Consider the following 13,236-nt stretch of genomic DNA (forward strand, 5'->3'; position numbering starts at 1 on the left):
CTTTCCGACCATGGACCAAACTGTTCACATGGGCGGTGGCGAGGTCGAGATCGAGCGGAAGTACGACGTCGACGCGGCAGCACGGGTGCCGTCGCTGATCGGAGCGGGGCGTGTGGCCTCAGCCGACGAGGCGGATGCCTTCGATCTCGACGCCACGTACTACGACACCGCCGAGATGAGGCTCTCGAGCCTCCGCATCGCCGTGCGCCGGCGCCTCGGCGGCCACGACGCGGGGTGGCACATCAAGTGGCCTCCGCTCGACGAGGGTCGACGCGAGCAGCAGTTCGAGCTCGGCGACGATGAGGGCGTGCCCGACGACGTGCGCGCGGAGCTGGTTGGGCTCGTCGGCGACGTTCCACTGGTTCCCGTCGCGCGGATCCGCAATCACCGCGTCGCGACCGTGCTGCGCGACGCCGCGGGCGAGCCCGTCGCCGAGCTCGCCGACGATCACGTCGTCGCGACGGACCTGCGCGAGGGAGCAACCAGCGGCACGGAGCGTCGCTGGCAGGAATGGGAGGTCGAGCTGCTGCCTGGAGGCAGCGTGGGCGAGGCATCCGATCGCGCAGCCCTGCTCGACGCGATCGAGGAACGACTCGTCGCCTCAGGGGCGCAACCGCCGTCGGCCGGCTCGAAGCTTGCACGCGCGCTCGGAGTGTGATCCACCGGTAGTGGGCGAGCCGATAGTCTCGCCCCAGAAGGAGTTGCCATGCGAATCGGAATTCTGACCTCCGGTGGGGACTGCCCCGGACTCAACGCCGTCATCAGGGGCGCCGTCCTCAAGGGCGATCGTGTCTATGGCCACGACTTCGTAGGTTTCAGGTGGGGCTGGAAGGGCGTCGTCGAGGGCGACCTCATGGAGCTTCCGCGGCACCGCGTCCGGGGTCTCTCGAAAGAGGGCGGCACGATCCTCGGCTCGAGCCGCACGAACCCGTATGAGGCGGGCGGCGGCCCGGAGAACATCCAGAAGGTGCTCGACAGGAACGGCATCGACGCGATCATCGCGATCGGCGGCGAGGGCACACTGAGCGCGGCGCGCCGTCTGTCGGCCGACGGGCTGAAGATCGTCGGCGTTCCGAAGACCATCGACAACGACCTGCAGGCCACCGACTACACCTTCGGATTCGACACGGCCGTGGGCATCGCGACCGAGGCGATCGACCGCCTGCGCACGACCGCCGAGTCGCACGCGCGCTGCATGGTGGTCGAGGTGATGGGCCGCTACGTGGGCTGGATCGCGCTGCACTCGGGCATGGCAGCCGGGGCGCACGCGATTCTGATCCCCGAGGTCACGGCGACGATCGAGCAGATCTGCGAGTGGGTCGAGTCGGTGCGCGACCGCGGTCGCGCACCGGTGATCGTGGTCAGCGAGGGCTTCCACCTGCCGACGATGGACGGAGCGCACTCGCACAAGGGCCTCGACCCGTTCGGGCGCCCGCTGCTGGGCGGTATCGCCGACATCATCGCGCCGATGATCGAGGAGCGCACGGGCATCGAATCGCGTGCTACCGTCATCGGCCACATCCAGCGTGGTGGCGCGCCGAGCGCCTTCGACCGCGTGCTGGCGACCCGGTTCGGCATGGCGGCGGTCGACGCGGTGCACGACGGCAAGTGGGGCACCATGGTGGCATTGCGCGGCACGGACGTGGTCGATGTGAGCATCACCGAGGCCACGCGCAGCCTCAACTCGGTGCCGCGCTACCGCTGGGACGAGGCGGCTCTGCTCTTCGGCTAGATCTGTGTGCCCTTCGCGGCGACGGGCTCTAGTGTGCCGCGAGGCCGAGCCGGTCGAGGAGCCAGGCGAGCTCCCACGCGCGCTCGCGCCACGCGTTGTAGCGACCCGAGACGCCGCCGTGGCCAGCGACCATCTCGATCTTGAGCAGCGCGTCGGCGCCGACCGCGCGCAGCCGAGCCACCCACTTGGCCGGCTCGACGTACAGCACGCGCGTGTCGTTGAGGCTGGTCACGGCCAGGATCGGCGGGTATGCAGCATCCGGCCTCACGTTCTCGTACGGCGTGTAGGAGCGCATGTACTCGTAGACGGACGCGTCGTGCAGCGGGTCGCCCCACTCGTCCCACTCGATCACCGTGAGCGGCAGCGACGGGTCGAGGATCGAGGTCAACGCATCGACGAACGGCACCTCGGCAAGGACACCGCTGAACAGCTCGGGGGCCAGGTTCGCGACCGCACCCATGAGCAGGCCGCCGGCGCTCCCGCCCTCCGCGACGAGACGCGCGGGCGAGGCCCAGCCAGTCTCGACCAGGTGGCGCGCGCTCGCGACGAAGTCGGTGAAGGTGTTCCGCTTCGCAAGCTTCTTGCCGTCTTCGTACCACGAGCGACCGAGCTCGCCGCCGCCGCGCACGTGCGCGATCGCGAACACGACGCCGCGGTCGAGCAGCGACAGCCGGGCGATCGAGAACGACGGGTCGATGCTGTGCTCGTACGAGCCGTATCCGTACAGCTCCAGCGGCGCCGGTGCGGCAGGCGCGCCATCGGCGCCGAACGACACGAGCTCGCGCCGGTACACGAGCGAGATCGGAACGCGCGTACCGTCGGACGCGACCGCCCACTCGCGGCGCTGCTCATAGTGCGACGGGTCGTAGCCGCCGAGCACGGGCTGCTGCTTGAGCAGCCTCAGCTCCCCGGTCGCCGGCACGAGGTCGTAGACGGTCGACGGCGTCACGAGCGACCCGTAGCCGAGTCGGATCGTGGGCTGCTCCCACTCCGGGTTGCCCGAGGCGTGCACGGTGTAGAGCGGCTCATCGAACGGCACCTCGACCAGCTCGCCGTACCCGGCGTCCGTGAGCGGCAGCAGCCCGAGTCGCGTCAGCCCCTCGCGCCGGTACTCGACGACCACACGCTCGGCGAACGCGTCGATGTCGTCGAGCCGCACGGCCGGGTCGTGCGCGATCAGCACGCGCGGCGCGGCGGCGGGGTCGGATGCCGGCACGTCCACCAGTTCGAAATCGAGGGCCCCGTCGTTGTGCAGGATCAGCAGCCTGTCTTCGCCTGCGACGACCGCGTGGTCGACCGAGTACTCGACGCCCTCGCGCCGCGGCCAGACGACGCGGGGCGCGTCAGTCGGGGCATCCGCATCGATCAGCCATGACTCGCTCGTGACCGATGACGATGCGCCCACCTCGATGAAGCGGCGGCTGCGTGTGAGCCCCGCACCCACCCAGTAGCGCTCGTCGGGCTCGTGGAACACCTGCACGTCGGCAGAGGCGACGGTGCCGACCTCGTGCCTCCAGACGGTGTCCGGCCGCCAGGCGTCGTCGACGGTCGTGTAGAAGACGAAGCCGCCGCCGGGCGCGAAGAACGCCCCGGCCGCGGTGCCGGGCACCTCGTCGTCGAGATCGGCTCCGGTCTCGAGGTCGCGCACGCGCAGCGTGTACCGCTCGTCACCCTCGACGTCGACGGCGTAGGCCAGCAGGCGCCCGTCGGCCGACACGTCGAACGACCCGAGCGAGAAGAAGTCGTGCCCGGCGGCCTCGACGTTCGAGTCGAACAGCACCTGCTCGCCGGGCAGCGCCGGCGTCGCGGCGTCGACCTCGGCGGGCCGCGGCGGCGCCCAGTCGTCGGGCCCGGCGATCGGCGCGCGGCACTGCACGCCGTACTGCTTCCCCTCGAACGAGCGCGAATAGTACCACCAAGCGCCCTCGCGCACGGGCACGCTCAGGTCGGTCTCGAGGGTACGCGACCTGATCTCTTCGAAGATCGCCTCACGCAGGGGTGCGAGGTGCGCGTTGCGGGCCTCCGCGTAGGCGTTCTCGGCGGTGAGGTGTGCGATCACCTCGGGATCGTCCTTCGTGCGCAGCCACTCGTACTCGTCGACGACCGTGTCGCCGTGGAAGGTGCGCTCTGTGGGGATCTTCTTGGGGCTGGGGGCGATGCCGGTCACCCTGTCCACGTTAGCGTTGCGAGCATGGCCCGCTTCGCGAGATTTCACCGGTTCGGCCCGACGGCCGAGGTGCTGGGCGTCGTCCATGAGGAGCCGCCGCATCCGGGTCCCGGCGAGGTACGGGTGCAGGTCCGGGCGAACGGCCTCAACCCGGTCGACTTCAAGGTCATGAACTCGCCCGGGCATGCGGCGCACTACGGCATCGCCGACCCGCGTGGCGACGGTCGCGGAACCGGCGTCGGCTTCGACTTCGCGGGCGACGTCGACGAGCTCGGCCCCGGAGTCACCCGCTTCACCCTGGGCGATGCGGTGCTCGGCGGGCGGCGGCACCATGCGCTGGGTGATTTCGTCATCATCCAGGCTGATGGGGCGGATGCCGAGCGCGACGGCGTCCTCATCGAGAAGCCCGCCGCGCTCGACTACGACACGGCCGGTGCGCTCGTGGTGACGGCGCGCACGGCGATCGCGGCCGTCGACCGCGTCGGCGTCGGCCCGGGCGACACGGTGCTCGTGAGCGCGGCCGCCGGGGGAGTGGGCGTCATCGCGGCCCAGCTCGCGCGGCTGCGCGGCGCGACCGTGTTCGGCACCGCGAGCGAGGCGAACCACGAGTTCCTGCGTGATCTCGGCGTCACGCCCGTCGCCTACGGCGACGGCCTGATCGAGCGGCTGACGGATGCCGCGCCCGATGGCTTCACCGCCGCGCTCGACTGCCACGGCCCCGACTCGGTCGACGCGGCGCTCGCCCTCGGCGTGCCGATCGAGCGCATCAACACGATCGCCGCGCGCGGGCACCGCGGCGCCCAGGGCGTCGGCAACCCGCAGGCGACGATGGAGCAGTTCGCCGAGATCGTGCGACTCGTCGCAGACGGCTCGATCACGGTGCCGATCGAGGCCGTCTACCCGATCGAGCGCGTCGCCGAGGCGTACGCCCGCCTCGAGGCGGGCCACGTGCGCGGCAAGATCGTCGTCGTCACCCGCTGACACCGCATGCAGAAAGGCCCCGGCGAGCCGGGGCCTTTCTGCATGCGGTGCTTATGCCTCTGCGGCCTCGCTGTGCGAGTCCTCGACGGCCGGGTGCACGGTCTCGGGCCGCGAAGCCACGGCGATCTTGCGCGGCTTGGCCTTCTCGCTCATCGGGATCGTGATCGACAGCACGCCGTTCGAGTAATCGGCGGCGATGCGCTCGGTGTCGACGCCCTGGCCCAGGCTCAGCTGGCGCAGGAACGTGCCGCCCTGGCGCTCGCGGGTGAGCCACTTGACGCCGTCGCCGGTCGCAAGGGTGCGCTGCGCGCGGATGGTCAGCAGCTGCCCGTCGATGTCGATGTCGACCGAGCCGGGGTCGATGCCGGGCAGGTCGGCCGAGAGCACGTACGTCTCGCCGTCCTTGTAGAGGTCCATCGGCATCAGCCGCGGGCCCGCGGGGCGGTCGACGAACGAGCCCGCGAGGCGGTCGAACTCGCGGAACGGGTCGAAGTTCATGGCCATATGAATCAGCTCCTTCTCTGTGGTCCCTAACTTGAGTCACATCGACTCAACTTGAAGTCACATTAGCACTCGAACGCCGAGAGTGCCAGATCCATTCCGCTCCCGGCCGTTGCCAAGGGCGCACCCGGACGATCACCGGTTTCGTGGGGCCATAATGAGCGTGTGATCGCGAGTTCACTCGCCCGGCAGCTGCGGGACGCCGGGTTGGAATGGCATCCCGCTCCGGGCGATTTCTTCCGAATCGACGGCCCGGAATTCGCCTCAGACGAGACCTTCACCGTGTCCGATATGACGGTCGAGGCGCACGAGTTCGACACGGGCACGATCCTCGGATTCAACGGGACGACCGAGTGGGCCCTGGACTCGGTCTCGCTCGAGCAGTCGCTGTGGCTGCCGCGCGAAGACCAGCTGCGCGAACTGCTCGGCGGCACGTTCCGCAGCCTCGCCGCCCTTCCGGGCGGCGGTTGGCGCGTGACGACCGAGAGGGCCGGCGAGCCGCGCGAATTCGACGCATCCGACCCGGAATCCGCCTATGCACTCGCCCTTCTGGCGTTGATCGATGTCACGGCGCTCCGGTAGCCGCTCGGCGCCGTTCCCCGTCGGCCCCTGGCTGTGGACGGCGATGATGCTGCCCTTCGCGCCCCTGCAGTCCCGTCGGCTGAACCAGGAACCGGTGCGCACCGTGGACTACCTGCTCGACGTCGACTATGTCGGCGACCACCACCCCGGCCACCGTCTCGACGTGCTCACGCCGCGCCGCGACACCGGCGGTTCACGCCCTGTTGAAGAAGAGGACAGGCTTCCCGTCTACGTCTACTTCCACGGCGGCGGCTGGACGAGCGGCGACAAGTCGGCGCTCACCAAGTACTGCGCGGTGCAGGCCGACACGGGCATCGTCGTCGTCAACGTGAACTATCGCCGGGCCGGTCTGCGCGGCGGCGGCTTCGGCATGCGCCACATGCTGAACGACGCCAACGAGGCGCTGCGTTGGGTGGTCGCGCACGTCGGCGAGCACGGCGGCGACGCGAGCGCGATCGTCCTCGGCGGCGACTCCGCCGGCGCGCAGATCGCGGCGCTGCTCGCCGCGACGACGACCCGGCCTGAGCTCGCGAACCACTTCCGCCTGCGCCCGGCGGTCACCCGCGGCGAGCTCGGCGGCCTCGTGCTGCACTGCGGCGCCGTCGACTTCTCGGTCGTGTTCGAGCCCGGCTTCATCATGAGTCACGATTTCGTGCGGATGCTTCTGCCGGGCTATCGACGCCATCGCATGAAGCCGGCGTCGCTGCAGCGGGCGTCCCGCTGGCTCAGCCCCATCGAATGGGTCGACGAGAACTTCCCGCCCGTGCTCGTCACCACGAGCGAGCGCGACATCTTCTATCACGCGAACGTCAACTTCGCGAAGAAGGCCGAGGCCGCAGGCATCCCCGTCGAATTCGTCAGCTACGGCTGGGACTCGCGCAACACCGAGCACACCTGGCAGCAGGACACCGCGCACCCGGAGTCGGCCGAGGTCTACGAGCGCCTGCAGGACTTCATCGCCCAGGTCAGCTCACGTGTACGATCGGCCGACGCTTAGGGTTCTTCTCCGCCTCGCGCAGCACCTCGCGCGTCACCGGCGCGATCTCGCCGGTGCCGTCGAGCAGGAAGCGGGCCATGTTGGAGATCGGGTTCCCCTCGTTCCACTGGAAGTACACGCTCGGCACGATGCCGGTCTGGTCGCGGATCTCGAGCAGCACCGCCGCGATCGCGTTCGGGACCGAGATGCTCTCGAGCTGCAGCACGCGGTAGCCGTGCTTCTCGACGCCGCGAACGAGCAGCGTCTCGACGAAATCGGACGAGTCCTCTTTGGTGCGCGGCTTGGGCATGACCTCTATGAACATCAGGCGGGCGCCCTGCGGGATGTGGCTGAAGTAGCGCTCCGACTTGCTCTTGTCGCTGTACTCGTCCTTGGTGTCCGGGCCCGGCTCGTGCGCCACGATGCGGATGACGCCGGATTCGTCGTCCGCGTCCTCCTGCAGCCACGCGTCCGCGACCGGGTCGAAGCTCACCGACGACGCGCGCAGCTCGAAGGAGCGCTTCGCGCGCGAGACGAGTGAGATCACGAGGATCGCGAGGATGAACAGGGCGGCGATGCGCACGCCGTCGGGCCGCTCGATGACGTTGACCACGGTGGAATAGAGGAACGCGACCGTGACGAAGCCGAACGCCCAGATGCGCTTGTGCTGGCGGTGCCGGTATGCAGAGATCGTGACGGCGAGCGCGGCCGAGCTCATGAGCACCAGCACGCCGGTGGCGTAGGCGCCGCCCTGCGCGTCGACGCTCGCGCGGAAGACGATCGTGATCAGGAACGCGATGAGCCCGAACACGACGACGAGCGGCCGCACCGCGCTCGCCCACTGCGGGGCCATGCCGTAGCGCGGCAGGTAGCGCGGCACGAGGTTGAGCAGGCCCGCCATCGCCGAGGCGCCGGCGAACCACAGGATGGCGATCGTGGAGACGTCGTACACCGAGCCGAAGGCGGGGCCGAGGTATTCGTGCGCGAGGAACGCGAGCGCGCGCCCGTTCGCCTGCCCGCCGGCTTGGAACTCCTTCTGCGGGATCAGCAGGGTCGTCGTGATGCTCGAGGTGATGAGGAACACGCTCATGATCGCGGCCGCGGTGCCGAGCAGGCGCTTGGTGCCGCGAATGCGGCCCATCGGGAGCGTCGGGGTGTCCTGCGGGCCGCCCTTGATCTGCGGCATGACGGCGACGCCCGTCTCGAAGCCCGACATGCCGAGGGCGAGCTTCGGGAAGACGAGCAGCGAGATCCCGATGATCTGGGCCCAGTTGCCGTTCTGCCGGAACATCGCCGACCACCAGTCGTCGACGACCACGGGGTGGTCGGCGATGTGCAGGAACGCGACGATCACGACGACGGCGTTCAGCAGCAGATAGGCGGCGACGAGCACGACTGCGATGCCGATCGCCTCGCGGAATCCGCGCAGGAAGACCGCGGAGAGGATGGCGAGCAGGAACAGCGTGATGCCGATCTGCCAGCCGGCGCCCGACATCCAGCTCGGGGTGAGCGGGTTCTCGATCGCGTGCGCCGTGGCGTCCGCGGCGGACAGCGTCATGGTGATCATGAAGTCGGTCGCCGCGAAGCCGAGCAGCGCGAGAACGAGCAGCTTGCCCCACCAGTACGGCAGCGTGCGCTCGAGCATCGCGATCGAGCCGGAGCCTTTGAAGCTCTCGCGGGCGACCCTGCGGTAGACCGGCAGCGCGCAGCAGAGCGTCAGCAGCACCAGCACGATGGTGGCGAACGGCGCGATCAGGCCGGCCGCGAGAGCGGCGATCGCCGGCTGGTAGCCGAGGGTCGAGAAGTAGTCGAGGCCGGTGAGGCACATGACGCGCCACCATGACGCCGGCTTCTCGGACTCGGCCGCGTGCGGCCCGACCTGAGTGCCGCGGATGTCCGTCATCCCGGTCAGGAACCACTCCCGCAGCGTGGGGCGTGCGGCCGTGTCGTTCGTCACGCGCTCGATCGTACGGGAGGGGCCGTGGCGTCGGTGATCCTCATTCCGATCACGCAGTTCCGCGCCGCGTCCCGATCCAGGTCATCACGTGGTAGACCACGACGGCGGCGATCGCGCCGAGCGCGATGCCGGCGATCTGCACCTGCCCGAAGGTGAGTGAGATGTTCGCGATGCCGATCACCAGTGCGATCGCAGCGGTGAACTGGTTGCGTGGGCGCGAGAAATCGACCTTGTTGTCGATCCAGATCTTGATGCCGATGACGCCGATGAGGCCGTAGAGCGCGACCGTGGCCCCGCCGAGCACGCCAGCGGGGATCGAGTAGATCACCGCGCCGACCTTGGGGCACAGGCCGAGGATGATCGCGATGGCGCCGGCCACCCAGTACGCAGCCGTCGAGTACACGCGCGTCGCTGCCATGGTGCCGATGTTCTCGCCGTAGGTCGTCGTTCCCGAGCCGCCGAACATGCCGGCGATCACCGTCGACAGGCCGTCGGCGAACAGCGCGCGACCGGTCTGCCTGTTGAGCTCGGGATGCCCGGACATCGCCGCGACGCCACGGATGTGCCCGACGTTCTCGGCGATCAGGGCGAGCACGATCGGCAGGAACGCGGGCAGGAGGCCCCAGGTGGGAAGCGCGTCGCTGAACGGATTCGCAGGCAGATGGAACTGCGGCAGCCCGAACCACGCCGCCTTGCCCACGGCAGAGAAGTCGACCTGACCCTGCAGCGCCGCCGCGATCCAGCCGACGACGACGCCGAGGAAGATCGACAGCCGCCCGATGAGCCCGCGGAAGATCACCGCGATCAGCACGATCGCCGCGAGGGTGATGCCGGCGGTGAGCGGCGCCTGCCCGAAGTTCGAGCCGGCGGTGGGTGCGAGGTTGAACCCGATCAGCGCCACGATCGCGCCGGCGACCACCGGCGGCATGAGCGCGTCGATCCAGGCCGTGCCCGTGACGATCACGAGCAGGCCGACGAGTGCGAGCAGCACGCCGACGGCGACGATGCCGAACAGCGCCGCCGGCAGATGGTCGACCTTCTCGTACTTCGGGCCCATGGCCGCCGCGATCGGAGCGAGGAACGCGAATGAGGAGCCGAGGTAGCTGGGCAGCCGGTTGCGGGTGATGAACAGGAACAGCAGCGTGCCGATGCCGGAGAACAGCAGCGTCGTCGCCGGTGGGAATCCGGTGATCAGGGGGACGAGGAACGTCGCGCCGAACATCGCGACGACGTGCTGAGCCCCGATGCCGATCGTGCGCGGCCAGCTGAGCCGCTCACCCGGCCCGACGATCGCGGTGGGTGCGATGGTCTTCCCATCGCCGTGCAGGGTCCAGATGGCTGTGCGCGCTGACATGGGCCAATAATGGTGGGCCGGCGCGGGTAATGCCATCTGCGCGCCGGTCCTCGCCCGGCGCGCAGTGCCGTCCGAGCGCCGGTCCTCGCCCGGCGCTACTGTCGATCACATGGCAATGGAGCACTCGAGCCCGGCATCCCTTGGCATCGATGAGGCCGCGATCACGGCGTTCGCCGACGCGGTCGACAAGAAGGGGCTCGGTGTGCACGGCCTGGTGATCGCCCGGCACGGGCGGGTCGCGACCGAGGGCTGGTGGCACCCGTATCAGCCGGATGAGCCGCACATGATGTTCTCGGTCAGCAAGGCGTTCACGTCGATGGCGGTGGGCCTCGCGATCAGCGAGGGACTTCTTGCGCTCGACGAGCCGACGCATGCGATCTTCCCCGAGTTCCGCGAGATCCCGGGGCAGACGGTGCGCCACCTGCTCACGATGACGACGGGGCACGACAGCGATCTCTGGGACGTTCTGCAGTCGCTGCCCGAGCGAGACGGCGTCGAGCTGTTCTTCGAGTCGCCGGCCGAGTACCCGCCCGGCACGCACTTCGTCTACAGCACGGCGAGCACCTACGTGCTCGCGGCGGCCGTGGTGCGCCGCTCCGGTCAGAGTCTCACCGAGTTCCTCGACGAGCGGCTGTTCGGCCCCCTCGGCTGGCCGACGCCCCACTGGGAGCGCGACCGGCGCGGTCTCGAGCACGGCGGCACGGGGCTCAAACTGACGACGAGGCAGCTCGCCCAGTTCGGCCAGCTGCTGCTGCAGCGCGGCGAATGGGAGGGCAGGCAGCTCGTGCCGGCCGAGTGGATCGATCAGGCGAGCGCGCACCAGGTCCGCAACCCCTGGTTCGGCAGCCACGAGTCCGAGATCGGCTACGGATTCCAGCTCTGGCGCTCCAGCCACGGATTCCGCGCCGACGGCATGTGCGGCCAGTTCGCCGTCGTGATCCCCGAGCTCGACCTCGTCGTCGCGACCACCTCCGGGTCGCCCGACGCGAATCGCATCCTCGAGCTCATCTGGCGCGAGCTGCTGCCGGGGGTGGAGGCGGGTCATGAGGTTCTCGGCGACGTCGACGGCGAGCTGTTCGCGCTGAGCGGACGCCGGGTTCCGGAGCCGCGACTCGAGGCGGCTGATGCCGCGGCCGAAGACTCTCTCGACGGCACGCGGTTCGGCCTTCCCGGCACTCCGATCGGGGTCGACGGCCTCGCGGTGACGTTCGCGGACGACGCTGTGACGCTGGAGCTCTCCGGGCCGGGCGTGAGTCAGGGCGGCGGCTCGGCCCAGCTCATCGCGGGCCGCACCGAGTGGGTCTACGGAACGTTCCCGTCGAGCCCGCTCGAGTCGCTGCGCGACGTTCCGGTGGCGGCCCGCGCGGGCTGGCTGAACGGCGCGCTCGAACTGCACCTGCAGTTCGTCGGCACGCCGTTCCGGTGGCTGTGGCGCCTGATCCCCGACGGACCGGAGGGCCCGCAGCTCACGACGCGGTTCCACCCGGACCTCGGGCTGCCCTCGCACCTGGACACGCTATTGACGGTCGGTCAGTAAGACTAGGCTGACGCGCATGAGCACTGCAGCGATGGGGGAGACCTTGGGCCAGGCATCCGCCTCTGACACCGTCGCGCGCCTGCGCGACGCGTATGAATCCGGCCGCACCAAGCCGCTCACCTGGCGCCTCGCGCAGCTCAAGGCGCTCGGCGCCCTGCTGCGCGAGAACGGCCCGGCGCTCGAGAAGGCGCTCTGGGACGACCTGCACAAGGCGCCGGCCGAGGCGCAGTACGCCGAGATCGGCTTCACGCTCGCCGAGCTCGGCTCGGTGCAGAAGCACCTGCGCGGCTGGCTGCGGCCGGCCCGCGTCGCCGCGCCGGCCGCGCTGCTGCCCGCGACGGCCAAGACCGTGCTCGAGCCGCTCGGCGTCGTCGCGATCATCGCGCCGTGGAACTACCCGGTGCAGCTCACCCTCGCCCCGGCGATCGGCGCGTTCGCCGCGGGCAACGCCGTCGTGCTGAAGCCGAGCGAGCTGTCGCCGGCCACCTCGCGCGTGCTCGCGGAACTGGTGCCGCGGTACCTCGATCCCGCAGCGGTCGCGGTCATCGAGGGCGGGGTGCCGGAGACCACGGAGCTGCTGGCGCAGAAGCTCGACCACATCTTCTACACCGGCAACGGCACGGTCGGCCGCATCGTGCTCGAGGCCGCCGCGAAGAACCTCACGCCCGTCACGCTCGAGCTGGGCGGCAAGTCGCCGACGTACGTCGACGACTCGGTCGACCTCGACGCGGCTGCCGCGCGCATCGTGTGGGGCCGGTTCCTGAACGCCGGCCAGACGTGCATCGCGCCCGACTACGTGCTCGCGACGAGCACCGTGCAGGCGAAGCTCGGACCCCTGATCGCCAAGTGGATCGAGCGATACTTCGGTGCGGATCCCAAGAAGAGCGGCGACTACGGCCGCATCATCAACGACCGCCAGTTCGAGCGGCTGGCCGGCCTGCTGGGCGCGGGACGGCTGGTCACCGGCGGTGAGAGGGATGCCGGTGAGCGCTACCTCGCGCCGACAGTGCTCGCCGAGGTGCCCCGTGACGCGCCCGTCATGCAGCAGGAGATCTTCGGGCCGATCCTGCCGTTCGTGACCGTCGACGGGCTGGACGACGCGATCCGCTACATCACCGCGGGCGAGAAGCCGCTTGCGCTGTACGTGTTCAGCGACGACGCGCGCACCCGGCGCCGCTTCCTCACCGAGACCTCGTCAGGGGCGCTCGGCTTCGGCATTCCGCTCGGCCACATCGGCGTGCACGGGCTGCCGTTCGGCGGCGTCGGCGCGAGCGGCGCGGGCGCATACCACGGGCGCCGGTCGCTCGTGACGTTCAGCCACGAGAAGGCGGTGCTGAGCAAGCCGCTCAAGCCCGACACGATCCAGCTGATCGCGCCCCCGTACACTCCGGCGCGCGAGAATCTCATTCGCAAGGTGCTCGGCAGGATCAGCTGAGCCCGGAGGGGCGG

11 protein-coding genes are annotated in these 13,236 nt (G+C 69.9%); 7 read left to right on the top strand and 4 right to left on the bottom strand.

Translation table 11 applies throughout. From position 1 onward, the window contains the following. The first annotated feature begins 10 nt into the window (after positions 1-10). Positions 11-658 carry a CYTH domain-containing protein gene (locus D7I44_RS13800; RefSeq protein WP_245979674.1) on the top strand — a complete coding sequence of 216 codons (648 nt, stop codon included), beginning with the start codon at positions 11-13 and terminating at the stop codon, positions 656-658. Positions 659-706: 48 nt separating this feature from the next. Beyond that, positions 707-1,732, top strand: coding sequence for a 6-phosphofructokinase (locus tag D7I44_RS13805; RefSeq protein ID WP_120790027.1), 1,026 nt, complete (start codon positions 707-709; stop codon positions 1,730-1,732). Between the two features lie 28 nt (positions 1,733-1,760). Here the strand turns inward: D7I44_RS13805 and D7I44_RS13810 are convergent, their stop codons facing one another. Continuing rightward, positions 1,761-3,899, bottom strand: a complete 2,139-nt coding sequence (locus tag D7I44_RS13810; RefSeq protein ID WP_245979677.1) for a S9 family peptidase — start codon at positions 3,897-3,899, stop codon at positions 1,761-1,763. A gap of 24 nt (positions 3,900-3,923) precedes the next feature. Here D7I44_RS13810 and D7I44_RS13815 point away from each other — a divergent pair, with 24 nt between their 5' ends. Continuing rightward, positions 3,924-4,880, top strand: a complete 957-nt coding sequence (locus D7I44_RS13815; RefSeq protein WP_120790029.1) for an NADP-dependent oxidoreductase — start codon at positions 3,924-3,926, stop codon at positions 4,878-4,880. Positions 4,881-4,931: 51 nt separating this feature from the next. Here D7I44_RS13815 and D7I44_RS13820 read toward each other — a convergent pair whose 3' ends face one another. After that, positions 4,932-5,384, bottom strand: coding sequence for an Hsp20/alpha crystallin family protein (locus D7I44_RS13820; protein WP_120790030.1), 453 nt, complete (start codon positions 5,382-5,384; stop codon positions 4,932-4,934). Between the two features lie 162 nt (positions 5,385-5,546). On the opposite strand from D7I44_RS13820, the gene D7I44_RS13825 reads away from it, so the two are divergent. Then, complete coding sequence (locus tag D7I44_RS13825) at positions 5,547-5,963, top strand: hypothetical protein (protein WP_120790031.1); 417 nt, start codon at positions 5,547-5,549, stop codon at positions 5,961-5,963. Beyond that, entirely contained in the window at positions 5,944-6,960 is a 1,017-nt protein-coding gene (locus D7I44_RS13830) for an alpha/beta hydrolase (RefSeq protein WP_245979680.1), read from the top strand. Before D7I44_RS13825 ends, D7I44_RS13830 begins: the two co-directional genes overlap by 20 nt. On the opposite strand, the gene D7I44_RS13835 is transcribed toward D7I44_RS13830, so the two are convergent. Both D7I44_RS13835 and D7I44_RS13840 read right to left on the bottom strand, forming a co-directional pair. Continuing rightward, a complete protein-coding gene (locus D7I44_RS13835) occupies positions 6,929-8,842 on the bottom strand; it encodes an APC family permease (protein ID WP_245980336.1) in 1,914 nt (637 codons plus the stop codon). The genes D7I44_RS13830 and D7I44_RS13835 overlap by 32 nt on opposite strands. Before the next feature lie 103 nt (positions 8,843-8,945). Continuing rightward, the gene (locus tag D7I44_RS13840) at positions 8,946-10,250 is read right to left on the bottom strand and encodes a uracil-xanthine permease family protein (protein WP_120790032.1); all 1,305 of its coding nucleotides are present in this window, start codon (positions 10,248-10,250) and stop codon (positions 8,946-8,948) included. A 109-nt stretch (positions 10,251-10,359) separates the two neighbouring features. Between D7I44_RS13840 and D7I44_RS13845 the strand changes: the two genes are divergently transcribed. Both D7I44_RS13845 and D7I44_RS13850 read left to right on the top strand, forming a co-directional pair. Next, complete coding sequence (locus tag D7I44_RS13845; RefSeq protein WP_120790033.1) at positions 10,360-11,787, top strand: serine hydrolase domain-containing protein; 1,428 nt, start codon at positions 10,360-10,362, stop codon at positions 11,785-11,787. Positions 11,788-11,803: 16 nt separating this feature from the next. Beyond that, positions 11,804-13,222, top strand: coding sequence for an aldehyde dehydrogenase family protein (locus tag D7I44_RS13850; RefSeq protein ID WP_245979683.1), 1,419 nt, complete (start codon positions 11,804-11,806; stop codon positions 13,220-13,222). Positions 13,223-13,236: the final 14 nt, after the last annotated feature.

This window comes from Gryllotalpicola protaetiae, assembly GCF_003627055.1.
Classification (GTDB): domain Bacteria; phylum Actinomycetota; class Actinomycetes; order Actinomycetales; family Microbacteriaceae; genus Gryllotalpicola; species Gryllotalpicola protaetiae.

Excerpts from the sequence above, each read along its gene's own strand:
- D7I44_RS13815 (WP_120790029.1), top strand. The coding sequence starts at position 3,924 with ATGGCCCGCTTCGCGAGATTTCACCGGTTCGGCCCGACGGCCGAGGTG.
- D7I44_RS13850 (WP_245979683.1), top strand. The coding sequence starts at position 11,804 with ATGAGCACTGCAGCGATGGGGGAGACCTTGGGCCAGGCATCCGCCTCT.
- D7I44_RS13835 (WP_245980336.1), bottom strand. The coding sequence starts at position 8,842 with ATGACGGACATCCGCGGCACTCAGGTCGGGCCGCACGCGGCCGAGTCC.
- D7I44_RS13840 (WP_120790032.1), bottom strand. The coding sequence starts at position 10,250 with ATGTCAGCGCGCACAGCCATCTGGACCCTGCACGGCGATGGGAAGACC.
- D7I44_RS13800 (WP_245979674.1), top strand. The coding sequence starts at position 11 with ATGGACCAAACTGTTCACATGGGCGGTGGCGAGGTCGAGATCGAGCGG.
- D7I44_RS13845 (WP_120790033.1), top strand. The coding sequence starts at position 10,360 with ATGGCAATGGAGCACTCGAGCCCGGCATCCCTTGGCATCGATGAGGCC.
- D7I44_RS13805 (WP_120790027.1), top strand. The coding sequence starts at position 707 with ATGCGAATCGGAATTCTGACCTCCGGTGGGGACTGCCCCGGACTCAAC.
- D7I44_RS13830 (WP_245979680.1), top strand. The coding sequence starts at position 5,944 with ATGTCACGGCGCTCCGGTAGCCGCTCGGCGCCGTTCCCCGTCGGCCCC.
- D7I44_RS13820 (WP_120790030.1), bottom strand. The coding sequence starts at position 5,384 with ATGGCCATGAACTTCGACCCGTTCCGCGAGTTCGACCGCCTCGCGGGC.